The following is a 25,379-nucleotide window of genomic DNA, read 5'->3' on the forward strand; positions in this document are numbered from 1 at the left end:
CGTGACACTGGCGAAGTTCAGGTAGTGGGGGTCAGGAAAACAATTGTTTTAACCATGATGGCTGTCCTCGATAAAGTCGACGTTCATGCGGTAGAGAAGACGAGCGTCATCGCCGCCCACACTTTTGGGAATGACCGGGCCTCGGTGCATCGTCGAAAGGTTGTCCCAGATGACGATATCGCCGGGCTGATATTTGTGCTCGTAACGAGGGGCGTGAAGCACCAGAAAGTCCAGTAATGTATCCAGAACCCGGTGGGCAAGAGCATCCGGCAAGCCCTTGATACGCATTGAAGTCCCGGCAGTGGCGTACAGGGAATGCGCGCCGGAGAGAGGATGTACCGTGACCAGTGGATGCAGAACTGCGCCGTTTACGTGCTGAATCTCACTGTCATTCAAGGACTGCGATTTGGCATCGGTGTTACGTAGCACGTCGCGGTTGCCGAAGACGTGATAAACATCCAGCGCATCGAGATCCAGCGCCTGAATGAATTCCGGGCATTCACGACTGTTCATCCATTGCTGCACCGCTTGCAACCCGGCAACACAATCCATGAACTCGGTCTGGCCGCCCAACACAGGAACATGCACCGATAACATGGAGGTGAACACCGTGTTTGCGCTCTTGTACGACATGTCCGTATGCCAATAAGCCCCGCCGTCATGCACACCCAGTGGCTGGTCGTCTTTGTAGACGTTGGTAATGGCCAGCACTTCGCGATAATCGCTCAGGCAGAACTTCTCCAGAACATGCAGCACTGGCGTTCCCAAGCGACGGATCAACCTCACATAGGGCTCAACGGCAACATCCTTATTCGCAATGACAACGACTTTGCTTTGAGCGACCTCGTGACGCAACTCTGTATCCGACATGTGTAGCGCGTCACCTAGCTGCAAGCGCAGTGGTGCGAACTCTCTCACGCCCATGACACACGCTCCTGCGCCCGAGGCTGCCCGATACTCGCGTTAGCGGAGGGAATCATTGTATTGACCGATGCATACCCTGACGCAGCACCTGCCACGTAAAGTCCATCGACAGGACTTTGGCCGTTCTGATGTGCGGCGAAGCCGGTGCCTTGATCCAAAAGATGCGGCCAGTCCGTCGCCGGCAACTGCGCGGTAATACCTGTCGCGGAAACCAGGCTGCAATCGTCTCTCAGGTAATCAATGCGCAATTCGTATCCCGGCGCGTCACTCAGGCGGCTCAACAGCCCCTCATTGGCCGACGCTTCACAGGAGCCTTTCAACAGCGGATGACTGTTCAGCTCTTCAGTCAGTATCAGCCTCAACGAGCTGTCCACTGCCTGGAGTTCGCTGTAGGCGTGCAACCAGAGACGCGCCCGGCTGGCGGCCGAATGATTATTGAGCGGGCCTTCACACGTGTTCAGGGTGGACTTGGCAATCATTTCCAGCGTGCGCTGACTAAGCGAGCGCAAGGCAAAACGATTGTCGGTCTCCTGCGGATAAAGCCCGAGGTAAGACTTGACCAGAATGGTGATATTGCGAGCCAGGGGCGCCAGTAACAGGGCAATTTGAAACGCACTGTTACCGCTCCCGAATATGAAGACGTCTTTGTCCCGGTAATTTTCTATCTGTTCGCAACTGGCTTCGCTGTAAACGTCGAAACAGCTTTTCCATGGCTTCCCTTCCAATGGGATCGGCACAGACTTTGGCCTTATGCCGGTGGCCAGAATGACCCGAGAGGCCCTGAGAATACGTTTGTTTGGGGTGTCGCCCAGCACCATCTCGAATACATCGGCATTTTTCTTCAACCTCAGCACACGGTCCTGAACAAGGACGAAGGGCAGCGCTTCAAAGTTGCCTTTGATGTAATCGGCATATTCTCTGCCGGTCGGGCTGATCGACAGATGCTGCATGAAATTCTTGAGCGGAAGCGGAGCGCCCGCTATTTCCAGCTCATTGCAATACGACTGCAACGGCAAATCCCCCATCATGCCCATGCAACCGCCGAAGAAATCACTGACTACAGCGACCTTCAGATCTTTGCCAAGCAGTCTTATCGACTCACTCAGACCTGCCGGACCACCACCAATTACGATGACATCGAACATGCACTGATCCATTACATTGCCTCCATACGTCTGCAGGCCTCGTCCAGAACGGGTCTCGACGCTGAGAATGAAAATCTGACTTGGCTATGGCTGCCTTCCACATAAAACGGACTTGCCGCCAGCGGCATGACCCCCACGTGCTCGGCCATGTGCTGGCTGAATCGATGGGCATCCATCTGCGGCGCAATGTGTGAGTAGTCGGCCATGATGTAATGGCCGCCTGCAGGAAGGCCGATCTGGAAGCCCGCAGCTGTCAGCGTTCGGGCCAGACGGTCACGCTTGTCTCGATAAAGTTTTTGCAGTTCATCAACTCGCTGTGGAGTCAACTTGTCCAGTAACAGCGCAACAGCACCCTGCAGCGGACGAGGCTGGCAGTAGCTGAGATACAGGTGACATGCATAAGCACTTTCTACCAGTTGAGTATCCCCGAGCAGCCAGCCGATACGAACGCCTGTCATGGACAGCATTTTGGATGCGCTCCCCGCACTCAACCATTTGAATGTTCTTTCGGGAAGGTCGCCGGAATCTATCGTTTCATAGCTGTAATATTTGTAGGCCTCGTCCAGAATGACCAGAAAATCATAGGTAGCCGAGAACATCTCCAGTTGCTTCCAGTCTTCATCGCCCATGCACCAACCGGTAGGGTTGTGCGGCGTGTTGAGCAACAGGATTCGGACGCCGTCACGAAGTTGTGCTTCGACCTGCCCCCAATCAGGACCACCACCCGAGGACACAGACGCAAGCGGTACGGTGACGAAATCCATTCCGCAGAGACTGGCGAGCCCCGGATAATAAGGATAAAACGGCTCGAAAAAGATGATGCTATTGCCAAACTCTGATCGCGCCGCCATCAGCGCAAGAAATAATGCTTCCGTGCATCCCGACGTGACCAATACACCTGTATCAGTACCGCCTTCCGGTAAAAAGCGCCGTGCAATTCGTTCACGAAGCATCCCCTCCCCGCGAGGGTCGGCGTATTGCCAACCCTCTACAAGTTGGGTGACCAATACACTATTCATTTCATCGTCAAACAGCGGTTCAGGAAGCCCTTGGGACAAGTTTACCGCGTGCATCTGACGGGCGTAGTTGCTGGCCTCTTTAAACAAGGCAGCACGGCCGACTAACTCCAAGAGTTCCATAGTGCCTGGCTTCCTTCACATGAATAACGAACTTATGAATGCGTGGCGATGCGATCGAGCCCCTTCCAGAACTGTGTCAGCAGCCCGAGTACATCGTGAGCGCCCTCAAGAATGTCACCGCCTCTGTCACTGTATTTGGCTGCTTCCATCACCGCTTCGCTGATCCATTCCACATGATCCGTTTCGACCAGCATGTGCAGGTAGAAATACGTGAAGTCTTCATGCTTCCAGCCCTCGTAGAGCCTGAAACCCTCGTAAAGATTGGCGATCATGGGGAAGCCGAACTCTTCGATGATGTAGTGGGCACCGATGGCATGCTCAGTCGACCCTTCGAGGAAAATCCGCTTCAGGCCATCCACGAGCTTGTGAGCCTCGGGAATGTAATCGACGGTTTGCCAATCATCGAGTTCGACGCCTACCCCTTTGAGCACACGTTGGAACATCAGAAAATGTGGCTCGCCTACCCCATCGCCCAACTCGGAAACGACGGTACGCGCCAGTTTCATTCTGATTAATTCATTCTCAGTACGGTGAGAAGTGCCCGCCAGAATCTGAGGGAAGGTACGAATGTAATAAAAGTACTGTTGAAAGACGCGCTTTAAAACAGGCTGAGCCAAGGGGGCTTTGCGAAAAGTCTTGTAGAAGACATTTTCATTGATCCCTGACTCATCAATCATTTGCTTCATCGAAAGAATGATTTCTTCACCGGTAAGACTGTCCGACTCTTTTCTCTGGGCCAGCATAGGTACCTCCAGTAGGATAAGGTTGTCTGAATGGCTGAGACGACGGTCACCGCTTGTTTCATATAGCAAACATCGCTATGCTTAGAGCCAATTGATTGTTGCAATGGTCAACGAGTTACCGATATACAAAATCTGAAATTGGATCCTCTTTTTCATTTTTATCTTTTCAAATCAAAAGCTTGAAAATAATAGGGCGCGGAGCAGCTCGCACAAAAGGTAAGCTTGCTAACCTTTTAAAATAAAGGACGCACGAGGGGAATACCTTCAAAAGCCTTTGAATTAACTGGGATTTCTTATAGTGAACAAGAATTTTGTAGATATCGCGTGCGTCATCAGGACGGAGCGCGCTGCGCGAGGCTGGTCAATCGGGACCCTGAGCGAGAATTCAGGCGTTTCCAAGGCGATGATCAGCAAGATCGAAAATGCCCAGACAAGCCCGACCTCCAGCATTCTGGGCAAGCTCTCCGGAGCGTTCGGGTTGCCTCTCTCCACACTGCTTCACCGAGCAGAAGGCCGCTCCGGACTGCTGTCAAAGGCAAGTGAGCAACCCATCTGGGTCGACCCCGAAACCGGCTATAGCCGCCAGAAGGTTTCACCCCCTGAAGGATGGCCGCTCGAACTGGTCAACGTGAAAATCCCGCCTGGCGTCAGCATCAGCTACCCGGCAACCGCCTACGCGTTCCTCCACCAGCAGGTATGGGTCACTCAAGGGCAGTTGACGTTTACCAAGGGACAGATCACGTACCTGCTTGAAAAGGGCGATTGCCTGCAACTGGGCTCGCCCGAGGAGAAGTGCACGTTCAGTAATGAGACTGACGAGACGTGTGAGTATGTGGTGGCGCTGGTTTATCGGTGAGTGAGGAGGCGGATCGGTTATCGCATCAGGTGGCTGAGCCACCTCGCCAGTGACAGCCGCATCAATGTCCGGATCCCGGCGAGGATGACTCGTTGTGTGGTCGAGGTTGAAGCGGTCTGTGCGATATAGAGCGCTCACCCTGACACACTGTTACGTCCCCCTCGGCTTAACCCGCGCCGTCGCTTCCGCCACCAACGGATCATCCGGCCAGTAATGCTTCGGATAGCGCCCCTTCAAATCCTTCTTTACCTCAGTGTAAGTAGACCGCCAAAAGTTAGCCAGGTCCTGTGTAACCTGCACCGGACGACGCGCCGGGGACAGCAGATGCAGCTTCAGCACTTGCCGCCCATTGGCAATGCGTGGCGTATCGGACAATCCAAACAGCTCTTGCAGCCGCACCGACAAAATCGGCGGGTGTTCGCTGTAGTCGATGCGGATATTCGAGCCGGAGGGCACTTGCAAGGTCTGCGGGGCCTGTGCTTCCAGTTGTTGCGGCATGGGCCATGGCAGCAAGTTGCGCAGGATGGATGACAGGTCGAGCTGGCTGAAATGGCTGAGCCGGGTGACTTTGCCGAGGTAGGGCATCAGCCAGTTTTCGAGTGTCGCCAGCAGTTGCGGGTCGCTCAGATCGGGCCATTCGCTCGGGCCGTTTTTGTCGATGTCCAGGTTGCGCAGCAGCGCGATACGCGCCTGCCACTGACGCAGTTCCGGGGTCCATGGCAGCAGTTCCAGGCCTTTGCGACGCACCAGTGCGAGCAGCGCCTGGCTGCGGGCTGCGTCGTCGAGGCCGGTGAGTGGTTCGCGGCTGATAATCAGCTCGCCCGCTTTGCGCTGTCGCTCGGCGCGGAACACGCCTTCGCGTTCGTCCCAGTCTATCTGGTCAACGGTGATGACCTGCTCGGCCAGTACGGACTCGAACAGCGCCGGATCGAACTCGGCGGCAAGGTAGATGCGTTCTTCGCGCTGGCCCTGACGACTGCCCAAATCTGCGATGACCAGCCACGGCTGTTTCATCAGTGCGTCGGCCTCGGCAAACAGTGCCGCACGACCATTGGCCAAGCGATATTCAGCACCGCCGGGGCGACGTTGTTGTGCCACGCGATCCGGGTAGGCCAGCGCCAGCAGAGCGCCCAGCCAGCGTGAATGATCAGGATCGCTGACCGGGCTTTTCGCAGTGCCGCGCAGGTATCCGCGATATTGCCGTGCCAGCTGTTTAGCTCGCTGCACGCCGCCCTGTGCGCCACGCGCAGCACGCTCGGTGCCCGCCAGCAAGGTCAGGCGGCTGTGCAGGTCCGCGCCGCCACCGCGCAGGATGTCGCGTTCGCCCAACAGCGCAGCCACGTCACAGGCCAGTTCGCCCAGGCCCAAGGCATGGCCGCGCAACAGCAAATGAGCGATACGTGGATGGGCAGGCAACTCGGCCATCGCCTGACCGTGGGGCGTCAGCGCTGGCGGTTGACCCGGTTGATTGCTCAGCGCCTCAAGCCGCACCAGCAGGTCCTGCGCCTGTGCATAAGCTGCTGCGGGCGGCACGTCGAGCCACACCAGTTGCGCAGGCGTAACCCCCCAGCGCGCCAGTTGCAGGGCGAGCCCGGCGAGGTCAGCCTGCAGAATTTCAGCCGCCCCGTAGGCGGCCAGTTGATCGTGTTGCGCCTCGGACCACAGCCGGTAACACACACCCGGCTCCAGTCGCCCTGCCCGCCCGGCCCGCTGGGTGGCGCTGGCGCGGGAAATGCGCTGCGTGTCGAGGCGCGTCATGCCACTGCCCGGATCGAAACGCGGCACTCGCGCCAGCCCGGCATCAATCACCACACGCACACCGTCGATGGTCAGGCTGGTTTCCGCGATATTGGTCGCCAGCACCACCTTGCGCGTGCCCTTGGGCGCCGGTTCGATGGCCGCACGCTGCGCACTGAGATCCAGTTCGCCATGCAACGGGCAGAGCAGAATATCGGCGCGCTCGCCCAACGCTTCCGCCAGTTGCTGGTTGACCCGACGAATCTCGGCCTGCCCCGGCAGAAAAACCAGCAGGCTGCCGGACTCGCTGCCCAGCGCATCCAGCACCGTCTGCACGACGCGCGGTTCGACAAACTCACCGGGCTGAAAAGGACGTCCCCACTGCATCGTCACGGGAAACATCCGCCCGTCGCTGCGTACCACCGGCGCATCGTCCAGCAACGCTGCCAGTCGCTCGCCTTCCAGCGTTGCCGACATCAGCAGAATCTTCAGCGGCTGGTCGTCACGAAACAACTCGCGACCATTGAGGCTCAGGGCCAGCGCCAGATCAGCGTCCAGGCTGCGCTCGTGAAATTCGTCAAAAATCAACAGCCCGACGCCTTCCAAAGCCGGGTCGTCCTGCAAGCGACGCGTAAGAATCCCCTCGGTGACCACTTCAATACGCGTCTTCGGGCCGACTCGGCTTTCCAGACGAATGCGATACCCCACGGTTTCGCCCACCTTCTCCCCCAGCTCACTGGCCAACCGTTCCGCCGCCGCACGCGCGGCAAGACGGCGCGGCTCCAGCATCAGAATGGTCTGCCCGGCCAGCCAGGTTTCCTCAAGCAGCGCGAGCGGCACACGCGTGGTCTTGCCCGCGCCGGGAGGGGCTTCGAGCACGGCTTCATGGCGTGTGGTCAGGGCCTGGCGCAGGGCTGGCAGGACGGCATCGATGGGTAACGAAATCATGGGGGCTCCCGGAGAGACGCGGGGAGTATACCGAGTGGGGATTCTGGGGGAGTGAGTAACCCGCTGGCGGGGGAGTAAAAAAAGCGGGCGAATGACAGATTCCTGTTAACCGTCCCGCCTACACAAGCCAACGCACTGTAGTTCAATCTGACTCATTCAGCGTCAGCTACGGTGCAATAAAACAGCGGTCAGCCTCACAGTTTTTTTGCAAATCTGGATACCAAAGCCCCGCGTCGTAGGCAATGGTTACCAGAGTTGTATCAGAATACTCAGGACGCCTAGCCAGACTCCGAGCAACTGACAGACAAGCAGCGGAGGTATTACCAACGAAAGTGCCACTTTGCATATAGAACCATCGCTGCGCAGATAGCATCTCAGCATGTTTTACATGGCTTCGAGCGCTCACTAAAGACCAGTCCAGAAAAGGCGGACAGACGCCAACCGCCACGCCTTCAAGACGATGATCCAAAAAAACACCTTCCTTAGGGAGGCGCTGATTTATTCGATTTTTCGTCCCTGCAACGCTCTGGAGGCCTTGATTTATCTGGGGGCAACAGCTGGGTTTTAGAATAAATCAGCGTCTCCTTAGAGGGTGTAGACAAAATCATGTAGTGAGTCGGCGCGCGAGTATTCGAGCCTCGGCCAACCAAACCCATGCCTCGCTTACCGCAAAAAGGCGATCATGATGCATGATCAGTCGCCGAGCTCTCTCATTCCAGGCATGAGTTCGCTCCACTACCCATCGCTTGGGCATGACCACAAATCCAGTCTGAACAGGCTCCACGGAAAATAGATCGCCTTGTTCAGAGTGCCATTGCCCTGTTCTTCTGTTATTCGGGCCACGGATCACTTGAACATCGATAGCGTGCAGTTGATGGGTGCGCTGTGCCCATTTTCCTGCGTACGCACTATCAACAAAAAGCGTGCTCAGTGACGGATATTTTTCCTTCGAGTACGCCACCGCATCATCCGCCGCGTCACGATCCTGCACGCTTGCAGCACTGATACTGACAGCCAGCAGCAGGCCCAATGTATCGACAATCAGACTTCGTTTACGCCCCTTCACTTTTTTGCCTGCGTCGTAGCCGCTGTCACCGCCTTGAGGAGAACTGCGGGTCGACTGTGAATCCAGGATCGCTGCTGACGGGCTGTCAGCGCGTTCTTCCCGCTCACGCCATTGAGCTCGCAAGCGATCATGCATTTGCTCGAACTTGCCTTGAGCGCTCCACCGGCGGAACGTTTTGTAGACATTGTCCCAATGAGGAAAATCGCGGGGTAGCATTCGCCATGAGCACCCCGTGCGTACGACATAGCAACAGGCTTCCAGCAACGTGCGCCGAGAGTGAAGCGGTGGCACTCCTCGTCCGCCCTGGCTTTCAAACAGGTCGGCGACCAGTGCCCACTCGGTATCTGTCAAGCAACTCGGATATAGCTGCTCCGGCAGTTGGCGGCGATGGGTTTCATTGTAGCCATAGGCTTTATTAGGTTCAGGTGACTGAAAACTTCCCTTGGCCCGCTGCTTTACACGCGTAATCCCTGCCATTTTCAACGCTTTTGCAAAGGTGTCGGGATGCGCAGTGATACCGGTTTCGGCGAAGAATACGAGCGCCAATTCGGCCTGGCTGGAATAGGGCTGTGCATGAGCGAGTTTCACCAGCACGGGATAGTGCTCGGCGGCAATCGAGCGAGGACGTCCGGTTTTAGGCATGGCTTGAGGGCTATTCAGACAAGGGAGTGAAAGTTTAATTTATTTTGTCTACACCCTCTTAGGGAGACGCTGAACAATTAACCCGTTCGCACCGTCCCCATTTCCAAGCCGGTTTTTTTCAACCTGCCGGCCTTATTTTACGTTTCTCGAGCAGATTTCTGCCCTCATTTTGCTGAAAGGCGGGCCAGTCCCGCCTTTCAGACGGATTTATCCTGCCGTCTGTTGTAAATACCGCTTGGCCAGCATCAGATTGGCCAACCCAAACAAACTGAACAACTGCGCTGTATTCTTTTCCAGCCCACGGTAGCGAACCTTGCGATGATTGAAGCGCACCTTGATTACCTGGAAGGGGTGCTCGACCTTGGCACGCAGTTGCGCCTTGGCATATTCAATTTTGCGCTTGACCCGATACAGCACGCTGCCTTCGCCGTGCTGCTTGTAACTGCTTGGCCGTTCTGCAATCGACCAGATAACGTCCCGTTCAGCATGCTCCGGTCGCTTGGCCGCACCGGTGTATCCAGCGTCACCCGAAACATAGGTTTCGTCACCGTGAAGCAACTGGCCAACCTGGGTGACATCCGCCACGTTAGCGGCCGTCCCTACTACGCTGTGCACCAGCCCCGACGTGGCGTCTACACCAATGTGGGCCTTCATCCCAAAGTGCCATTGATTGCCTTTCCTGGCCTGATGCATCTCAGGATCACGCTTGCCTTCTCGGTTCTTGACCGAGGGCGGCGCGGCGATCAGAGTAGCGTCGACGATAGTGCCTTCCTTGAGCAGCAGCCCCCGGCTGGCCAGATGCTGGTTAATCGTTTCAAACAGCAGCCGGGTTAGCTGATGGACTTCCAGCAAGCGGCGAAAACGCAGCAAGGTGGTGGCATCCGGTGCAGACTCGCGACCCAGGTCGATACCCATAAAACCGCGGATGGCCTGGCTGTCGTAGACGGCATCTTCGCAACCTTCATCGGAGAAACCGAAACACTGCTGCACGACGTACATGCGCAACATGCGCGACACCCCTATCGCAGGGCGTCCGCGCTTGCCTGCGGTGTTGCTATAAAACGGCGCCACTTGCGCCTCCAGCAGGGCCCAGGGCACCAACTGTTCAAGGTCAGCCAGGAAGCGATCTCGGCGAGTCTGCTTTTTCTTGCCGGTATATTCGAGTTCGGAGAAGGTCTTCTGCACGCGCGTAACGCTCACGGAGAGGGAGGCTGTTGAAGGAACTTAGTGTGCCAAGGGTGGGGACAGTTGGCTATTTTTGCAGCGCCTCCCTAGAGCGCGTCGCCTCGCATGTGCCGACCGGTGCGCGATTGGCCGATATCGGCTCAGACCACGGCTATCTGCCAGTGGCGCTGATGAAGCGTGGCGTCATCACGGCGGCGGTGGCGGGCGAAGTCGCGTTGACACCGTTCTGTGCGGCCGAGCGCACCGTGCGTGAAAACGACCTTGATCAGCGGATCATTGTGCGCCTGGCCAATGGCCTGGCGGCAATCGAACCGGGCGATGGCATCACGGCGGTGAGCATCTGCGGCATGGGCGGTGAGACGATTCGTGACATTCTCGACAGCGGCAAAGCACGGCTGAATGGGAGGGAACGGCTGATCCTGCAACCCAACGGCGGCGAACAACCGTTGCGTGTGTGGCTGATGGAAAATGGCTACCGCATCGTCTGCGAGGAAGTGCTGCGGGAAAACCGTTTTGACTACGAGATCATCATCGCAGAACCTGAGGGGCCTGTGACGTAAACTGCTCAAGAGCTGTACTTCGGCCCGCTGCAGATGCAGGCTCGCAGCCCGGCGTTCCTGCTCAAGTGGCAGCGCTTGCTGGGCAAGAAGCAGAAGACCCTGAGCGGCTTAGCCCGAGCGCAGAAAACTGTACCGGAAGAAAAACTGCTGAGCATCGCGCAGAAGGTGCAATGGATTACCGAGTTGCTGGGTTGAGCATGCCAATCGAACTCATGCCCCGACCCGCTCTCAAAACGGCATGATCAACCGACGGGAGCAACACGACCATGCATTCAGACACACTTTCCTGGGGCCACGGGCCTCGTCTGTTCGAAGTGTTTCTCGAACCCACCTGCCCTTTTTCAGTGAAGGCGTTCTTCAAGCTCGATGACTTGCTGGCGCAAGCCGGCGAAGACAAGGTCACGGTCAAAATCCGCCTGCAATCGCAGCCCTGGCATATGTTTTCAGGCGTCATCGTGCGCTGCATTCTGGCGGCAGCAACGCTGGAAAGCGGCAAGGAAAGCGCCAAGGCGGTCATGACGGCGGTTGCGTCACACCGCGAGGAGTTCGAGTTCGAACACCACGCGGGCGGACCGAATCTCGACGCCACACCCAATGACATCATTGCGCGCATCGAGCACTACAGCGGCCTGGCGCTGGCTGAGGCGTTCACCAACCCCGACCTTGAGCACGCAGTGAAATGGCACGCCAAATACGCGCGACAGAACGGTATTCACGTTTCACCGACCTTTATGATCGATGGTCTGGTGCAGCCCGCGTTGAGCAGTGGCGATCCGGTGTCCAAGTGGGTGTCGGAGATTGGCTGAAGCGCAGGCTCACACTGCCGCAGTGATCCGCTCATTGATCCACTCATGACTGCGCGCCAGTGCCTTGCGCGCCAATGCTGTCGGGAAGTGTATGAAACCGTGCGGAGACTCCGGCATAAGGTGCATTTCCACGTCTGCCGAGTTCGCCCAACGCTTGGCCATTTGCAGTGTGTCGTCCAGAAGAGGATCGATCTCCCCGACAAACATCAGCGCTGGCGGCAGGTCGGTCAAATCGCCATACAGCGGTGAAAGTGGCGCTTCGCGGCGTTTTTCGTCACTGATGTCAGGTGTCAGCAAGCGCATTGCGCTGACCATGCCGGGGCCGTCCAGCACCAGTGTGTCCGGGCCCGCAGTGCGGACGCTCGGCGTACCTGTCAGGTCGTAAACGCCGTAATACAGGACCGTACCCACCACACGTTCAAGCAGTTCAGGTCTGGCTTTCAACTTCAGCAGAGTCGCGGCGGCAAGATGCCCACCCGCCGATTCGCCGACGACGATGACAGGCAGCCCGGCAAACTCTTCGCAGTCGTTCAGTAGCCAGCACGCGGCAGAGAAACAGTCGTCCATCAGGCCTTCGACCGGGGTCGACACGGCAAGCCGGTAATCCACGGACACGATTGCCACGTCGCACTGATTGAGCATGCCGATGTTCAGATCGTCATTCATCTGCGCGTTGCCGATCACCCAGCCGCCGCCATGGATGTCGAATACGACGCCTTTGGGTTTGCCTTTCGGCCTGATGATGCGCACGGGCACCGGCACCCTGTTGGCGCTGATAATTCTTTTTTCAGCCCGAAGCCCTTGCTTGCCGAGCTTGAACGCTCCTCCCACCTGCCCCACTCGCAACAGCGCCTGAATCACCAGCGGTGCGACGCGATTGCGGATACGAAAACGTGGCAGGCGCGCGAGGGTCTTGTTGAACCGTCGCACTTGCGCCAACTCCTCCTCGCTGGAAGGCCAAAGCTTTTTAGTGTCCAATTTCTGCTCTCTCGTCAGGCTCGGATGTGCGCGAGCATGTGCAGCACGTGCCCCCGCTTATACCTGAGAGGTCGCTAATCGTAGAACGGTTCAACCGCCGCACGACTGCCGACAAAAAAACTGTCCGCAACCAGGCGTAACGGCTGCAGATCAAGATCGCTGGTTTTGGTGGCAATCAACTGGTGAAAGTGTCGATACACCGCCGCGTACTCGCCTTCCTCCGAAACCGTCTGGCGCACACCCTCGATGCTCAACAGCGCACCGCCGTTGTCCAGACGCAACGTACCTTCGGCGCAGCGAATTTCGATGCTCCAGAGTTCGTCATGACCGTGGTCGAAATCGAACTCCGCGCGGATATCGAGGTGGCGTGCGTCAGACATCTTGATCGATGCGGCGATAGGCGACTGGCAGTTGCCGGGTACGCGCAGTTCGGCAGATTCCACGAACATCGGCAATGGCAACAGATGGGTCGCGATCGACAAGGCGTTGATACCCGGATCGAATACGCCGAGGCCGCCAGGCTGCCAGATCCATGCCTGACCCGGATGCCATTTGCGCACGTCTTCTTTCCAGTCGATCTGTACGCTTTGCAGGGTACGCGTGGCGAGCCATTCGCGGGCAACTGCAATACCGGGCGCGTAACGCGAGTGCCAGGCGAACAGACCGCTGACGCCCTGCTCCGCTACCTGATCGACCAGTGCCATCGCTTCGCCCAGCGTGGCGCACGGCGGCTTTTCCACCAGCACATGCTTGCCAGCAGCCAGCGCCTGTTGCACCAAAGCGAATCGGCCTTGCGGCGGCGTGCAGAACGCAATCGCATCGACATGCAACCCGCTTTCGAGCAACTCACCCAAAGACTTGAAATTCTCTACCCCGGCGCAGGGTTGCCCTTGTGTTGCGACGGCCACCAGCTGAAAAGCGGGGTTAGCGCGGATGGCAGGCACGTGCTGATCCTGAGCAATCTTGCCGTAACCCACCAGACCGAGACGAATCGGTTGCATACATGACTCCTGCGTTTTTGTAATTATCGTGGGGCACAGTAAACCAGATGTTAATCGTGGTCGGTAAGAGGCATCAGCCGGACGATGTGCAGACAGCATTTAAAACGGAATCTTGGTTAAGCCTGATACCGTGCACAGCTTCAGATCTGTGACGCGGAGCGTCACGGGATGCATTGCCAATGCATTGGCAAGAGAGTCCGGTGATTTTATGTACAACAGGCACGATGATCAATTCACGCAGAACCACCCCATCACTCAATAGTCTTAGCCTGGCAGCCATTGCCTTGTATAGTTGCCCTCTTCATCTCAGGAGCTTTCCATGCGCATTCCTTCTCGCTTGATCGGTGGCGTTCTGGTCGCCACGTTGCTGACTCAGCTTTCTGCCTGCGGCAGTATTTTCTATCCGGACCGTCGTGGTCAGATCGATGGCAAGGTTGATCCGGCCATTGCGGCGCTGGATGCGTTTGCGTTGCTGTTCTACATCGTGCCGGGCGTGATCGCGTTCGCGGTGGATTTTGCCACCGGGGCGATCTATTACGGGCCGGGCGAGCATGCGCAGATCGATCCGCAGAAGCTGCAACCAGCGATCAAGGCGGACGGCAGCGTCGACAACATCAAGCTGCAAGCCATCATTGAAACCGAGCTGGGCCGATCCTTGCCGCTGAATGACCCGCGCCTGATCCAGCACAAAGGCAGCGTCGAACAGCTGGCTGCGCTGGGCCTGGTTCCTGCGGCCTGATCACCCTACGACTCAAGGAAGCGTCATGAGCACCACTGCCGAACATTCCCGACTGTTGCGTCTGGCGACGCGGGCCTCGCTGTCGGTTGCCGTGACGCTGATTCTGGCCAAGGGCGTAGCCTGGTGGCTGAGCGGTTCGGTGAGCCTGTTGGCGGGACTGACCGACTCGCTGCTCGATGGCGCGGCTTCTTTTCTCAATCTGTTAGCGGTGCATTACGCGTTGCGGCCGGCCGACGATGATCATCGCTATGGTCACGGCAAGGCGGAAGCCCTGTCGGGCATGGCGCAAGCACTGTTCATCACCGTCAGTGGCGTGCTGATTGCCGTTCAGGCCGTCGAGCGCATCCAGAACCCGGAGCCACTCGGCGCGCCACTGCTGGGCATGGTGGTGATGGTCGTGTCTATCGGTCTGACGCTTGCGCTGCTTACCCTGCAATACCGGGTGATTAAGGCGACGGGGTCGGCGGCGATTCGTGCTGACTCGCTGCACTACCGCTCTGACCTGCTGCTCAATGCCAGCATTCTGGTGGCCCTGACGTTGGCGTATTTTGGTTGGCAACAACTGGACGCTTATTTCGGGCTGGGCATCGCGGTTTACATTCTGTGGAGCGCCTTGCAGATTGCCCGTGAAACGGTGTCAGTGTTGATGGATGAAGAGCTGCCGACCGACGTCAGCGCGCGCATGCTGGAGCTGGCGTGCAGTGTGCCGGGCGTACTCGGCGCCCATGATCTGCGCACGCGGATTTCCGGTAATCGCTGGTTTGTGCAGATGCACCTGGAACTGCCGGGAACGCTCACCCTGTCAGTGGCCCACGCGCTCTGCGACAGGGTGGCCGACGCCATTCATGAGCAGTTCCCGAAGGCCGAGGTGCTGGTGCACGCCGACCCTCAGGAAGTCGTCATGAAAACCGACGCCTGACCGACCTCAGTTGACGCTGTAACCACGCCCGGCCAGACAGGCGCTCATCGACCGGCGATACTCGTCCACCACCTCAGGCGGCGGTTGGCCTGAGAAATTGGCCGGATCAAAGCCACTCTCATCGGCGGCCCAGCGATAGCACTGGTAACGATCCAGTTCGACCTGCTGCGGGCTCTGGCCGTTGGCAGGATAGGCAACCGGGTCGTAGCCATTGCCCTGCTGCTGAGGCGCGGACTGATAAACCGTTTCGTTCTGCGGCGGATTGACCACCACATATTCCTGAGTTTCAGGCTGATAAGCGTAATAAGTACCCGCCGCCAGAAACAGCAGGCTGCTGCCGATCCACACTTCCTGAGAATACGACGGCAGCCTGCTCACCCGAACGCCATAAGGCGGGTTCACCACCACATAGCGCGGGCCCTCCGGGCGATACCAATAGCCTTGCGAATAGAAATAATCCTGACCGCGATAAGGAATGCGCGAATATCCGCCCGGCACACGATCTATCGCATAGCCCGGTCGGTACTGCGGGCCCGGTCCCCAGCCATTGCCATGCCCGTCCGGACGACCTTCCCAACGATCGTTGGGGCGACCGTTGCCAGCCTGCCAGTTGCGGTTGTTGCCACGCGGGATGTCCTGATAGTAGCCCTGACGCGGCGGCTGGGTTTGCCGGGCCTCTCTCGGTCCACCCTGGATCGGCAGGTTGTCCTGATTTTGTTGCAACTGCTGACGCTGCTGATTTTGCTGCTGAATCTGACGCTGCTGGTCACTTTGCTGCTGCTCGATCTGCTGTTGTTGCTGACGCTCGACATTGCGCTGCTGGCGTTGTTGCTGCTGGATCTGCTGCTGTTGCTGGCGTTCGACCTGACGCTGCTGGTTCTGCTGTTCCTGAATCTGGCGTTGCTGATTGTTCTGCTGCTGGTTGATCTGCTGTTGCTGCTGACGCTCGACCTGGCGCTGCTGATTCTGTTGTTGCTGAATCTGACGCTGCTGGTTGTTCTGCTCTTGCCGAAGCTCTTGTTGCTGACGCTGTTGCACGTTCCCGGCTGGACCGCCGTTGGGCGGGTTCTGCCGAGAATCATCACGCTCGTCGGCCAGCGCCTGAGCACTGATGCTCAAACTCAGCAGACTTACACCCGCAAACTGCCAGATGCCAGATTTCATGCTTTCCTCACTAGGACGCGGGTCGATGTCATTAAGACTGCGTAAGCGTAGCGCCGTTCTCGCACTTTATCAGCAGACCACTTGTTCAGCAGACAAAGAAAAGGGGACCAGAACAGACTGTGTGAAAACCTAGCAATCTGCGCAGCGCTCAAAGAAAATGCTCCGTATCGAAAGATACAGAGCATTTTTCGTTATGGCCTACATCCAAGGTGAGTCCCGCAGCCAGACCAGCCTATTCCCGGTCTCGCTGGAAGAGTTGATCCCCGAGGATCACCTCGTTCGTGTCATTGACCTGTACGTTGCCAGGCTCGATCTGGTGCAACTGGGCTTCGATAAAGCGATTCCAAAAAGCACGGGGCGCCCTGCTTATGATCCCGCCGATCAGCTAAAACTCTACCTCTACGGCTATTTTCAGCGGATTCGCTCATCGCGACGTCTTGAAGCCGAGTGTCAGCGCAACATCGAAGTGATGTGGCTGATCAACCGGCTCAAGCCCGACTTCAAGACCATCGCCGATTTTCGCAAGAACAATAAACCCGCCTTCATCGCGACCTGCCGTGCTTTCGTTCGGTTTTGTCGCACGGCAGGCTTGATCGCCGGTGAGTTGGTGGCCATCGACGGCAGCAAGTTTCAGGCGGTCGCATCCTCACGGCGTCATGTGAATTTGAAGCAGCTCAAGCGCCAGGAAGAAAAACTGGATAAGCGCATCGCTCAGTATCTGGCCGAGCTGGATGAGGCCGACAAGGCTGAAACCACAGATTCAATTGATCGCAGCGCAATCAAGGTAGCCCTGGCACAGCTTGAGGCTCGACAACAGGATAATCAGAGTTGCCAGGCACTGATGCGTTCGATGGGCATCGAGCAGTTCAACACCCATGAAAGCGATGCCCGAATGATGCGCACGGCCAAAGGGCCACGTGTGGCCTACAACGTGCAAACCGTCGTGGACGCCGAGCATTGCCTGATTTTGCATCATGAGGTCACCCAAGATGGCGATGACCGAAAGCAACTGGAGCCGATGGCCAAGGCCGCCAAAGCAGAGTTACAGCAAGATGATCTGACGGTCACTGCCGATGCCGGCTACTCCAATGGCAAGCAGTTTCAGGCCTGCGAGGATGCTTCGATTACGGCCTATGTACCGCCCAATCGTTCGAAAAACCCTGGCAGTCAGGAAGAGCAGCTCTTTGAGCGAAAAGACTTTATCTATGAGACCGGACACGATCGTTTCCAGTGTCCGGCAGGCAAATGGTTAACGCTAAAACAGCACAACAAAGGTGATCGGATCTATCAGGCTGAGGTCGATGACTGCGCCAACTGCGCGCTGAAAACGCAATGCACTCGAGCCCGGCGCCGTTATGTCTCACGACATGCCCATGAAGAGGCTTTCGAGCGGATGGAGCAAAGAATGCAGGCGCATCCTGAGATGATGGCCAACCGAAGATCCATCGTTGAGCACCCCTTCGGCAACCTCAAGCAATGGCTATTTGGTAATGGCCGTTTCTTGCTGCGACAACTGGAGGGTACAAAAGCTGAAATGGCCTTGGCGGTGAATGCCTATAACCTGAAACGAGCGATTAAAGTGCTCGGTGTGCGCCATCTGATGGCTTTGATGGGCTGAGCGGACATTTTTTTCGTCTGCTGCCAATACAAAAAAAACGCCCCGAACAAGTCGGGGCGTTTGCTTGGGCCTTCATCAGTGTGTTTTCACACAGTCTGAGAAGGCCCCCTTGAGATATTTCGTCGTCCTGCGCAACGCTTTTGACGTTGGCTCACCGCATGCCGTCTTCTGGACAGTATGTAGCCCGGGGGCCTGGCACACCCGGTGGGGTGGGAGGCCGCGACCGGCCTGATTGGGCGGGTCGCGCTGGACGCTGTGTCCGGGCAGTGATTCTGTTTAAAAGAATAGGCCTGAGGCGGTGGCGGAAGATTGCTAATATTGCCGATTAAAACATCACTTGCGCAATTTTTGACTTCAGATGAATAATCCAGCGCAATTGAACTCATTAAGGGATGCATCGTGAGCAAGCTCGACAGATATGACCTGAGCATTTTGGCGGAACTGCAACGTGACGCGCGTATTTCCAACCAGGAATTGGCCGAGCGCATTGGTCTGTCACCGTCGCCATGCTCGCGCCGGGTCAAACAACTTGAAGACGATGGCTACATCGTGCGCCAGGTCGCACTGCTGGATCGCAAGAAACTCGGCCTGAACCTGACCGCCTACGTACTGATCGGCATGGACCGGCACACGCCAGAGCGCTTCGAGAACTTCGAGCAGCACATCCGCAACCTGCCGCAGGTGCTGGAATGCAGCCTGGTCACCGGTATGGACGCGGACTATCAGCTGAAAGTGGTGGTGCCGGACATGGATCATTACCAGAAACTGCTGCTGGGGCACCTGACCCGCATCGAAGGCGTGACCAGCGTCAAATCGAGCTTCGTGCTCAATCAAGTGCTGGCCAGTACGGAAATGCCGCTGACTCATTTGCGCAACTGAGCGGCCACGGACCTCACAGCTTTGCGACGACTTCCCGATACTGGCCCTGATCCAGACCGTCGAGCGTCCAGTCGCCAATCCTGACCCGTACCAGCCGCAAGGTAGGCAGCCCGACGGCTGCGGTCATGCGCCGCACTTGCCGGTTGCGGCCTTCCTTGATGACCAGCTCCAGCCAGCTGGTCGGCACGCTCTTGCGAAAGCGCACCGGCGGATTGCGCGGCCAGAGTTGCGGTTCGTCCAGTTGCCGCGCTTCGGCGGGCAAGGTCGGGCCATCATTGAGTTGTACGCCGTCGCGCAATTGCTGCAACTGCTCCTCGCTCGGTTCGCCCTCGACCTGCACCCAGTAAGTCTTGGCCAGTTTGTGTTTCGGGTCGGCAATCCGCGCCTGTAACTGGCCATCATTGGTCAGCAGCAACAAGCCTTCGCTGTCTCGGTCCAGCCGCCCGGCCGGGTAGATACCGGGAATATCGATAAAGTCCTTGAGCGTGGCCCGCCCGCCTTCGTCACTGAACTGTGTCAGCACGTCGAACGGCTTGTTGAACAGGATCAGTTTCGGTTCGGCCGGGGGTGCTTTGGCGACGCGACGGGCAGCACTCGCAGGGCCGGGGGCAGGACGACGGGAGGTGGGACGTTGAATGCGGGACATGGGAATTCGGTAATCGGAAAACAGAAAGGGCCACTTTAGTGGCCCTTTCGGCAAATACCAATCTATTAACGAGCGGCCATCAACGGAATGGCGGCTCGTCGAAGCTGCGCAGTTTGCGTGAGTGCAACGAGTTCAGTTGCGTGCGCATCAGGTCCAGCGCGGCGATGCCGATCTTCAAATGCTGGCTGACTGCACGTTCGTAGAACGCGTTGGCCGAACCCGGCATCTTGATCTCGCTGTGCAATGGCTTGTCGGAAACGCAGAGCAGCGTGCCGTAAGGCACCCGCAAGCGATAACCCTGAGCCGCAATGGTGCCGCTTTCCATGTCTACGGCAACTGCGCGCGACAGGTTGATCAGCGGTCGCTCCTGTGCCCAGCGCAATTCCCAGTTGCGGTCGTCGTAAGTCAAAACGGTGCCGGTGCGCAGGCGATTCTTGAGCTCTTCGCCCCGTTCGCCAGTGATCTGCGCTGCGGATTCCTGCAAGGCCAGTTGCACCTCGGCCAGGGCCGGAATCGGGATATGCGGCGGCAGCACGCGGTCGAGAATCCCGTCGCGCCGCATGTAGGCGTGGGCCAGCACGTAATCGCCAATGGTCTGCGACTGCCGCAGGCCGCCGCAGTGGCCGATCATCAGCCAGCAATGCGGACGCAGCACGGCCAGGTGGTCGGTGATGTTCTTGGCATTGGACGGGCCGACGCCGATATTGACCAGGGTCACGCCGTGACCGTCTTCGGCGATCAGGTGATAGGCCGGCATCTGAAAGCGATGCCAGACCACACTGGCAACGATCGCCTGCGCTTCGTCGACGACCATACTCTTGTCGACCACCACGTTGCCCGGCAAGACCATGCGCACGAAACGCGGGTCTTCGCGGAGTTTTTCCAAGCCATGCAGAATGAACTGGTCAACGTAACGGTGATAGTTGGTCAGCAGAATCCACGGCTGTACGTGGCGCCAGTCGCTGCCGGTGTAATGCACCAGACGGCGCAGCGAGAAATCCACCCGTGCGGCGTCGAACAGCGCCAGTGGCAGCGGATCGACATTGGCCCAGTCATACAGGCCGTCGGCAATACCGTCGGTTGCGGCCGACAGGTCGGTGCTCGGAAACACCCGCGCCAGCGCCGCAGCGGTCACGCCGGTGCCCGCCAGCTCATCGCCCTGCTCGACCACGTAGGGGTAAGGAATACTCTGCGCGCTCATGCCGACTTCGACCGTCACGGTGAAATCGCTCATCAGCGGAACAAGCTGCTCCAGCAGGTACTTTTTGAAGGCTTTCGGTTGCGTGACGGTGACGCTGTACGTGCCGGGCAGTTGCACCTTGGCGTAGGCGCGAGTGGTCAGCGGCACTTCACCGTGGCATTTGTAGACCAGACGCAGTTCCGGGTAATTGAACTGCGCTCGCTCTTCGGCAGTTGGCTCGACGCGGTCTTTCAGGTAGCGCTTGAGCGCCTGACTCAGCGCGCTGGTGGCGCGCTCATGCAGCTCGGCAAGCCGCTCGACGGCTTGCTCGGCAGTGTCTACGACAACAAAGGCTTGGGTCACGATTATGTCCTGTGTGATCTGGCAGACGTGCATCGTAACGGGTTCGTGTGCTCATGCCACCTGTGGCGACGACCTTCGCAGCAATGTTTCGACCTCGACGCCTCTGGGCAATGCGCCATACACCCGCCCGCCGGACGCAATCCGACCGGCAATGAAGCCATCACTGACCGCCGCGTTGCCCGCTTCCAGCAGCAGCTTGCCCTGCAAGGCGACGGCGATGTCTTCGGTCAGTTGCCGGGCGCGATACTGGATGTCGCGGGTGTCCTGAAACGCAGCCTTGAGGTTGTTGATATGCGCCGCCAGGTGGCGGTTGCCGTGCCCGTCACCCAATTCGTCAAACAGTGCATCAAGCGCGCCGGGCTCTTTGGACAGGGTGCGCAGCACATCCAGGCACTGCACGTTGCCGGAGCCCTCCCAGGTCGAGTTGACCGGTGCCTCGCGATACAGCCGGGGCAAAATGCTGTCTTCGACATAGCCCGCGCCGCCCAGGCACTCGGCCGCTTCGTTGATCATGGCCGGGGCGCGTTTGCAGATCCAGTATTTGCCCACCGCCGTGACCAGCCGGACCAACCGTTTTTCGTGATCATCGTACAGGTGATCCAGCGCCCGGCCCATGCGCAAGGTCAGGGCCAGCGCGGCTTCGCTCTCAAGCGCTAGATCGGCCAGCACGTTCTGCATCAACGGCTGTTCGGTGAGCACTCGGCCACTGACGGAGCGGTGCGCGCAATGATGAACGGCCTGGGTCAGCGCCTGACGCATCAAGGCGCTGGAGCCGATCATGCAGTCGAAGCGGGTCATGGCGACCATTTCGAGAATCGTCGGCACGCCACGCCCTTCCTCACCGATCATCCACGCCAGCGCGCCGCGAAACTCCACTTCGCTCGAGGCGTTTGACGCGTTGCCCAGCTTGTCTTTCAGCCGCTGGATATAGAACTCGTTGCGGGTGTCGTCCGGACGATGACGCGGCAGCAGAAAACAGCTCAGCCCTTGGTCAGTCTGCGCCAGGGTCAGAAACGCATCGCACATCGGTGCGGAGCAGAACCACTTGTGCCCGACCAATTCGTAGGCCTGACCGGGCCCGCCTGCGCCCACGGCGAACGCGCGGGTGGTGTTGGCGCGCACATCGGTACCGCCCTGCTTTTCGGTCATTGCCATGCCGAGGGTTGCACCGGTCTTGTGCGCAATGCCGATGTTGCGAGGGTCGTAGCGGGTGGACAGCACTTTGGGCAACCAGATTTCAGCCAGATCCGGTTGCAGCCTGAGCGTCGGCACGCTGGCGAAGGTCATGGTCAATGGGCAGCCAGTCCCGGGCTCGGCCTGCGTGTGCAGGTAACTCATGGCGGCGCGCGCGACATGCGCACCGGGCTGTGGATCGGTCCACGGTAATGACGGAATGCCATGCTCGATGGCGGCGCTCATCAACTGGTGATACGCCGGGTGAAACTCGACCAGATCGATGCGATGGCCATAGCGGTCATGGCTGGCGAAGACGGGCTTGTGCCGGTTGGCCAGAAAACCTGCTTCCATCAACGGGCCGCCCGCCAGCGCGCCATAGGCGTCGATCCGCGACTCTGCCCAGCCTGCGCCGAAGCGCTGGCTCCATTCCTGAAGCGGCACGTCGATACGGTAGAGGTTTACCTCGCCCAACGGCGGCGGCTGGTTAGTCACCTCGTGGGTTTCGGCGAAAGCTTTCAGGTTCATGTTCATCTCCTGCCTGCGAGCACGCGCAGCCTGACAGGCAGTGAATCACGCACGCGTCCCGGGCAAAAGTGCCGTAGCCGCCTAAACAGCGGCGTGATTGCTCTGGCGCTTATTCAACGCTTGTTCAACGGCCCCACTGGGCTTTCAGCTCCGGGGTTTTGCGCACAGCCCCCGGCACGACCATCAGGACCGGCAGACTCAGGGTAAAGCAGCTACCCTTGCCAGGCTCCGAACGATGGCTCAGTTCCCCGCCCTGCAATTCGACCAGTTTCCGGCAGATCGCCAGGCCGATGCCCAGCCCGCCGTATTCGCGGGTCATGGAGCCGTCGACCTGAAAGAAGTGCTGATAGAGGACGGCTTCGTCGAGGTGCCCGAAGCCGATACCGCTGTCCATCACTTCGATGCGCAAGTGCATGCGCTCCAGATCCTGCGGCTGACCACTGAAGCGCACCTGCACCGCGCCTTTACGGGTGAACTTGATCGCGTTGTCCACCAGGCACTCGATACACTGGTACAACTTGCCGACATCCCCGCGCACGCTGGGCGGCAGCTTATCGTTAAGGTCCAGCGTCAGAATCAGGCCCTTGGCGTGCGCAGCAGTGCTGAAACGCTCGCGCAGTCTGTCGACCAGATCGTCGAGCACAAACGCGTCGCACTCGGCGTACAGCACGCCGGCCTGCAGTTCGGTCAGGGTCAGGATACCGTTGATCATGGTCATCATGTCCCGCGCCGAACTGGCCGCAGTCTGGTGATACATCTCCACTTCGTCGTCCATGTCGAGCGTCTGCATGACTTCCAGCGAACCGATCACGCCGTTCATGGGCGTGCGCAATTCGTGGGTCAGGGTGGCGAGAAACTCGTCCTTCAGGCGGTTACTGGTGGCCAGTTGCTTGTTCAGGCGCTCCAGATCCTGACCGGCTGCCAACAACGTTTGCGCCTGCTGACGCCGGGCGTTATTGATACGGTCTGCCAGCGCCATGGAAAGAAAGGCCATTTCCAGCACGGTGCCGATGTGAATGGCATACATGGTCAGGAACGTATTGGGCAGATAGCCAAGCAACATCAGCGTGAACACGACGCCGCTGCCCAGGAATACCGACCAGGCGAGCACAAAGTAGCGGCCGACCCGCTCGCCCTTGACCACGGCGACGATACCCGCCAGATAAATCGATAAGGTTCCCGTCAGAATCAGATAGGTCGCAGCGCGCAACGCAGGTCCATAAACGAGAAACAAGGCAATGCCCATCACCAGCAATGCCGCGCCGATAATAGCCATCAGTAACCGGTCAAGCCAGCGGCTCAAACGGGCGGTCATCAGAAAGCTGCGCGTGAACTGACAGGCGAATAGCATGGCCATTGACATCAAAAATGGCGTGGACGCATTGGCCCACCACGGGCTGTCAGGCCACAGGTATTCGATTGCGACCCCGTTGATCGACATCTGATACAGCCCGAACGAGGCGACATACAGCAGGTAATAAAGGTAATCCGCTTCGCGGACGCTGATGTAAATGAACAGGTTGTAGACCAGCATCCCCAGCAACACACCGTAGATCAGGCCGAACACGTAGATCTTGGTCGGTTGCGCCTCGATGTAGGCGTGGGTGGACCAGAGATTCAGCGGTGCCTGAACCGACCCGGCGCTACTGACGCGCAAATACAGGGTGCGCGTCTGGACCGGCGGCAGATCCAGCTGGAACAGGTAGTTGTTCTGGGCGAACTGACGAGTGGAGAACGGCAGCATGTCGCCGGTCCGCCAGGCGAGTTTCAGGTTGCCATCAGCATCCGGCTCGTAGAAGTCGATGCGATCCATCGGCGGATAGGCCAGCTCCAGCAGCCAGTCGTTGTGCTTCTGAGCGTCCACCGGGTTATAGGTGAGTTCGACTTTCAGCCAGAAAGCAGATTGCGAATAGCCGGCATTGAAGGTGCCTGCATTCAAATCGCGAAATGCACTTTTCCCGGCCGCAGAGCTGACGCTCTCGATGGTGGCCTCACCGGTCTTGTCTTCAAACACCTGAATGGCACGCCCCAGAGGCATGAACCGGGTGCTCTCATCAAACTCGACCGCGTGCACCTGCAACGGCAGCCAAAGAGCCAGAATGATCAACAGATAGCGCATTGAAGCCCCAAGGTAGGTCGTCGATTTCAATCCATCCGTTGATTACGACGTCCGCTAATTTCTATCCTTGAAACAGGCTAATGATTCAAAACAGACCTTTTAACGTGAACAGGCAGGCTTCAGCACAAGAGAAGTTACAAACTCGCTACATTCTGCCTCACCGGTGAAGCATAGCCGCTAATAGCTTAAAGCCATTATCGTCTTCAAAATCAAAGCAATAGCTCTATATCGGCCATTTCAAAGCAAACATGAAATTTTTTTCCGGTCCGTACGGGAATCGGGACAAGCCTGAGCCATTGATCCGCGCAATAAAAAGCGGGG

At 58.1% G+C, this 25,379-nt stretch carries 21 protein-coding genes and 2 pseudogenes; 8 read left to right on the forward strand and 15 right to left on the reverse strand.

The features are described 5' to 3' along the window. Positions 1-48: 48 nt before the first annotated feature. The 4 genes from BLT55_RS17615 to BLT55_RS17630 are packed head-to-tail and all read right to left on the reverse strand — an operon-like array spanning position 49 to position 3,951. Positions 49-924, reverse strand: a complete 876-nt coding sequence (locus tag BLT55_RS17615; protein ID WP_054999824.1) for a TauD/TfdA dioxygenase family protein — start codon at positions 922-924, stop codon at positions 49-51. Then, a complete protein-coding gene (locus tag BLT55_RS17620; RefSeq protein WP_169790197.1) occupies positions 915-2,069 on the reverse strand; it encodes an NAD(P)/FAD-dependent oxidoreductase in 1,155 nt (384 codons plus the stop codon). Before BLT55_RS17620 ends, BLT55_RS17615 begins: the two co-directional genes overlap by 10 nt. 11 nt (positions 2,070-2,080) lie before the next feature. Then, entirely contained in the window at positions 2,081-3,208 is a 1,128-nt protein-coding gene (locus BLT55_RS17625; RefSeq protein ID WP_054999822.1) for a pyridoxal phosphate-dependent aminotransferase, read from the reverse strand. 32 nt (positions 3,209-3,240) lie between these two features. Further along, positions 3,241-3,951 carry an iron-containing redox enzyme family protein gene (locus BLT55_RS17630; RefSeq protein WP_054085993.1) on the reverse strand — a complete coding sequence of 237 codons (711 nt, stop codon included), beginning with the start codon at positions 3,949-3,951 and terminating at the stop codon, positions 3,241-3,243. 298 nt (positions 3,952-4,249) lie between these two features. Here BLT55_RS17630 and BLT55_RS17635 point away from each other — a divergent pair, with 298 nt between their 5' ends. Continuing rightward, a complete protein-coding gene (locus tag BLT55_RS17635; protein WP_074800714.1) occupies positions 4,250-4,807 on the forward strand; it encodes a helix-turn-helix domain-containing protein in 558 nt (185 codons plus the stop codon). 150 nt (positions 4,808-4,957) lie between these two features. On the opposite strand, the gene hrpB is transcribed toward BLT55_RS17635, so the two are convergent. From hrpB to BLT55_RS17655, 4 genes and pseudogenes are all read right to left on the reverse strand, one after another. Next, positions 4,958-7,492 carry an ATP-dependent helicase HrpB gene (hrpB, locus tag BLT55_RS17640; RefSeq protein WP_054999821.1) on the reverse strand — a complete coding sequence of 845 codons (2,535 nt, stop codon included), beginning with the start codon at positions 7,490-7,492 and terminating at the stop codon, positions 4,958-4,960. 166 nt (positions 7,493-7,658) lie between these two features. Further along, positions 7,659-7,976 (reverse strand): annotated as a pseudogene (locus BLT55_RS34535) (pyridoxal-phosphate dependent enzyme); the annotation flags it as partial. A gap of 120 nt (positions 7,977-8,096) precedes the next feature. Continuing rightward, positions 8,097-9,200 (reverse strand): IS5-like element ISPsy19 family transposase, encoded by a 1,104-nt coding sequence (locus BLT55_RS17650; protein WP_004663854.1) that lies wholly within the window; start codon positions 9,198-9,200, stop codon positions 8,097-8,099. A 207-nt stretch (positions 9,201-9,407) separates the two neighbouring features. Then, positions 9,408-10,385 (reverse strand): IS5 family transposase, encoded by a 978-nt coding sequence (locus BLT55_RS17655; protein WP_007247761.1) that lies wholly within the window; start codon positions 10,383-10,385, stop codon positions 9,408-9,410. Between the two features lie 53 nt (positions 10,386-10,438). On the opposite strand from BLT55_RS17655, the pseudogene BLT55_RS17660 reads away from it, so the two are divergent. After that, positions 10,439-11,140: pseudogene (locus tag BLT55_RS17660) on the forward strand (tRNA (adenine(22)-N(1))-methyltransferase). A gap of 71 nt (positions 11,141-11,211) precedes the next feature. Next, a complete protein-coding gene (locus tag BLT55_RS17665) occupies positions 11,212-11,751 on the forward strand; it encodes a DsbA family protein (protein WP_054999662.1) in 540 nt (179 codons plus the stop codon). Positions 11,752-11,760: 9 nt separating this feature from the next. On the opposite strand, the gene BLT55_RS17670 is transcribed toward BLT55_RS17665, so the two are convergent. Then, on the reverse strand, positions 11,761-12,729 hold the full coding sequence (locus BLT55_RS17670) for an alpha/beta hydrolase (protein WP_054999661.1): 969 nt from the start codon (positions 12,727-12,729) through the stop codon (positions 11,761-11,763). Between the two features lie 74 nt (positions 12,730-12,803). Continuing rightward, positions 12,804-13,730, reverse strand: coding sequence for a Gfo/Idh/MocA family protein (locus tag BLT55_RS17675; protein ID WP_054999660.1), 927 nt, complete (start codon positions 13,728-13,730; stop codon positions 12,804-12,806). Positions 13,731-14,049: 319 nt separating this feature from the next. Here BLT55_RS17675 and BLT55_RS17680 point away from each other — a divergent pair, with 319 nt between their 5' ends. Then, the gene (locus BLT55_RS17680) at positions 14,050-14,469 is read left to right on the forward strand and encodes a hypothetical protein (RefSeq protein ID WP_007251049.1); all 420 of its coding nucleotides are present in this window, start codon (positions 14,050-14,052) and stop codon (positions 14,467-14,469) included. 25 nt (positions 14,470-14,494) lie between these two features. After that, entirely contained in the window at positions 14,495-15,388 is an 894-nt protein-coding gene (locus tag BLT55_RS17685) for a cation diffusion facilitator family transporter (protein WP_007251050.1), read from the forward strand. Positions 15,389-15,394: 6 nt separating this feature from the next. Here BLT55_RS17685 and BLT55_RS34540 read toward each other — a convergent pair whose 3' ends face one another. Further along, positions 15,395-15,886, reverse strand: a complete 492-nt coding sequence (locus BLT55_RS34540) for a DUF6515 family protein (RefSeq protein WP_310886925.1) — start codon at positions 15,884-15,886, stop codon at positions 15,395-15,397. A gap of 168 nt (positions 15,887-16,054) precedes the next feature. Between BLT55_RS34540 and BLT55_RS34545 the strand changes: the two genes are divergently transcribed. The 3 genes from BLT55_RS34545 (at position 16,055) to BLT55_RS17700 (ending at position 19,049) form a co-directional block, all read left to right on the forward strand. Further along, positions 16,055-16,597 carry a hypothetical protein gene (locus BLT55_RS34545; protein ID WP_310886924.1) on the forward strand — a complete coding sequence of 181 codons (543 nt, stop codon included), beginning with the start codon at positions 16,055-16,057 and terminating at the stop codon, positions 16,595-16,597. Between the two features lie 148 nt (positions 16,598-16,745). Continuing rightward, complete coding sequence (locus BLT55_RS17695; RefSeq protein WP_055001182.1) at positions 16,746-18,170, forward strand: IS1182-like element ISPsy6 family transposase; 1,425 nt, start codon at positions 16,746-16,748, stop codon at positions 18,168-18,170. Between the two features lie 399 nt (positions 18,171-18,569). Beyond that, the gene (locus BLT55_RS17700) at positions 18,570-19,049 is read left to right on the forward strand and encodes an Lrp/AsnC family transcriptional regulator (protein ID WP_007251053.1); all 480 of its coding nucleotides are present in this window, start codon (positions 18,570-18,572) and stop codon (positions 19,047-19,049) included. Between the two features lie 13 nt (positions 19,050-19,062). On the opposite strand, the gene BLT55_RS17705 is transcribed toward BLT55_RS17700, so the two are convergent. The 4 genes from BLT55_RS17705 to BLT55_RS17720 form a co-directional block, all read right to left on the reverse strand. Then, entirely contained in the window at positions 19,063-19,695 is a 633-nt protein-coding gene (locus tag BLT55_RS17705) for an rRNA large subunit pseudouridine synthase E (protein ID WP_007251054.1), read from the reverse strand. A gap of 79 nt (positions 19,696-19,774) precedes the next feature. After that, complete coding sequence (gene amn / locus BLT55_RS17710; RefSeq protein WP_162234961.1) at positions 19,775-21,271, reverse strand: AMP nucleosidase; 1,497 nt, start codon at positions 21,269-21,271, stop codon at positions 19,775-19,777. Between the two features lie 18 nt (positions 21,272-21,289). Next, entirely contained in the window at positions 21,290-22,939 is a 1,650-nt protein-coding gene (locus BLT55_RS17715) for an acyl-CoA dehydrogenase family protein (RefSeq protein WP_055000017.1), read from the reverse strand. A 124-nt stretch (positions 22,940-23,063) separates the two neighbouring features. Further along, the gene (locus BLT55_RS17720) at positions 23,064-25,058 is read right to left on the reverse strand and encodes a 7TMR-DISM family protein (protein ID WP_055000016.1); all 1,995 of its coding nucleotides are present in this window, start codon (positions 25,056-25,058) and stop codon (positions 23,064-23,066) included. Positions 25,059-25,379: the final 321 nt, after the last annotated feature.

The sequence above is a fragment of the Pseudomonas cannabina genome, from assembly GCF_900100365.1.
Taxonomy (GTDB): Bacteria; Pseudomonadota; Gammaproteobacteria; order Pseudomonadales; family Pseudomonadaceae; genus Aquipseudomonas; species Aquipseudomonas cannabina.

Bases quoted from the DNA above. Each gene is read 5' to 3' on its own strand.
- BLT55_RS17695 (WP_055001182.1), top strand. From the start codon at position 16,746: ATGGCCTACATCCAAGGTGAGTCCCGCAGCCAGACCAGCCTATTCCCG.
- BLT55_RS17625 (WP_054999822.1), bottom strand. From the start codon at position 3,208: ATGGAACTCTTGGAGTTAGTCGGCCGTGCTGCCTTGTTTAAAGAGGCC.
- hrpB (WP_054999821.1), bottom strand. From the start codon at position 7,492: ATGATTTCGTTACCCATCGATGCCGTCCTGCCAGCCCTGCGCCAGGCC.
- BLT55_RS17675 (WP_054999660.1), bottom strand. From the start codon at position 13,730: ATGCAACCGATTCGTCTCGGTCTGGTGGGTTACGGCAAGATTGCTCAG.
- BLT55_RS17630 (WP_054085993.1), bottom strand. From the start codon at position 3,951: ATGCTGGCCCAGAGAAAAGAGTCGGACAGTCTTACCGGTGAAGAAATC.
- BLT55_RS17665 (WP_054999662.1), top strand. From the start codon at position 11,212: ATGCATTCAGACACACTTTCCTGGGGCCACGGGCCTCGTCTGTTCGAA.
- BLT55_RS17650 (WP_004663854.1), bottom strand. From the start codon at position 9,200: ATGCCTAAAACCGGACGTCCTCGCTCGATTGCCGCCGAGCACTATCCC.
- BLT55_RS17680 (WP_007251049.1), top strand. From the start codon at position 14,050: ATGCGCATTCCTTCTCGCTTGATCGGTGGCGTTCTGGTCGCCACGTTG.
- BLT55_RS17720 (WP_055000016.1), bottom strand. From the start codon at position 25,058: ATGCGCTATCTGTTGATCATTCTGGCTCTTTGGCTGCCGTTGCAGGTG.
- amn (WP_162234961.1), bottom strand. From the start codon at position 21,271: ATGCACGTCTGCCAGATCACACAGGACATAATCGTGACCCAAGCCTTT.
- BLT55_RS17685 (WP_007251050.1), top strand. From the start codon at position 14,495: ATGAGCACCACTGCCGAACATTCCCGACTGTTGCGTCTGGCGACGCGG.
- BLT55_RS17705 (WP_007251054.1), bottom strand. From the start codon at position 19,695: ATGTCCCGCATTCAACGTCCCACCTCCCGTCGTCCTGCCCCCGGCCCT.
- BLT55_RS17615 (WP_054999824.1), bottom strand. From the start codon at position 924: ATGGGCGTGAGAGAGTTCGCACCACTGCGCTTGCAGCTAGGTGACGCG.
- BLT55_RS17715 (WP_055000017.1), bottom strand. From the start codon at position 22,939: ATGAACCTGAAAGCTTTCGCCGAAACCCACGAGGTGACTAACCAGCCG.
- BLT55_RS17620 (WP_169790197.1), bottom strand. From the start codon at position 2,069: ATGTTCGATGTCATCGTAATTGGTGGTGGTCCGGCAGGTCTGAGTGAG.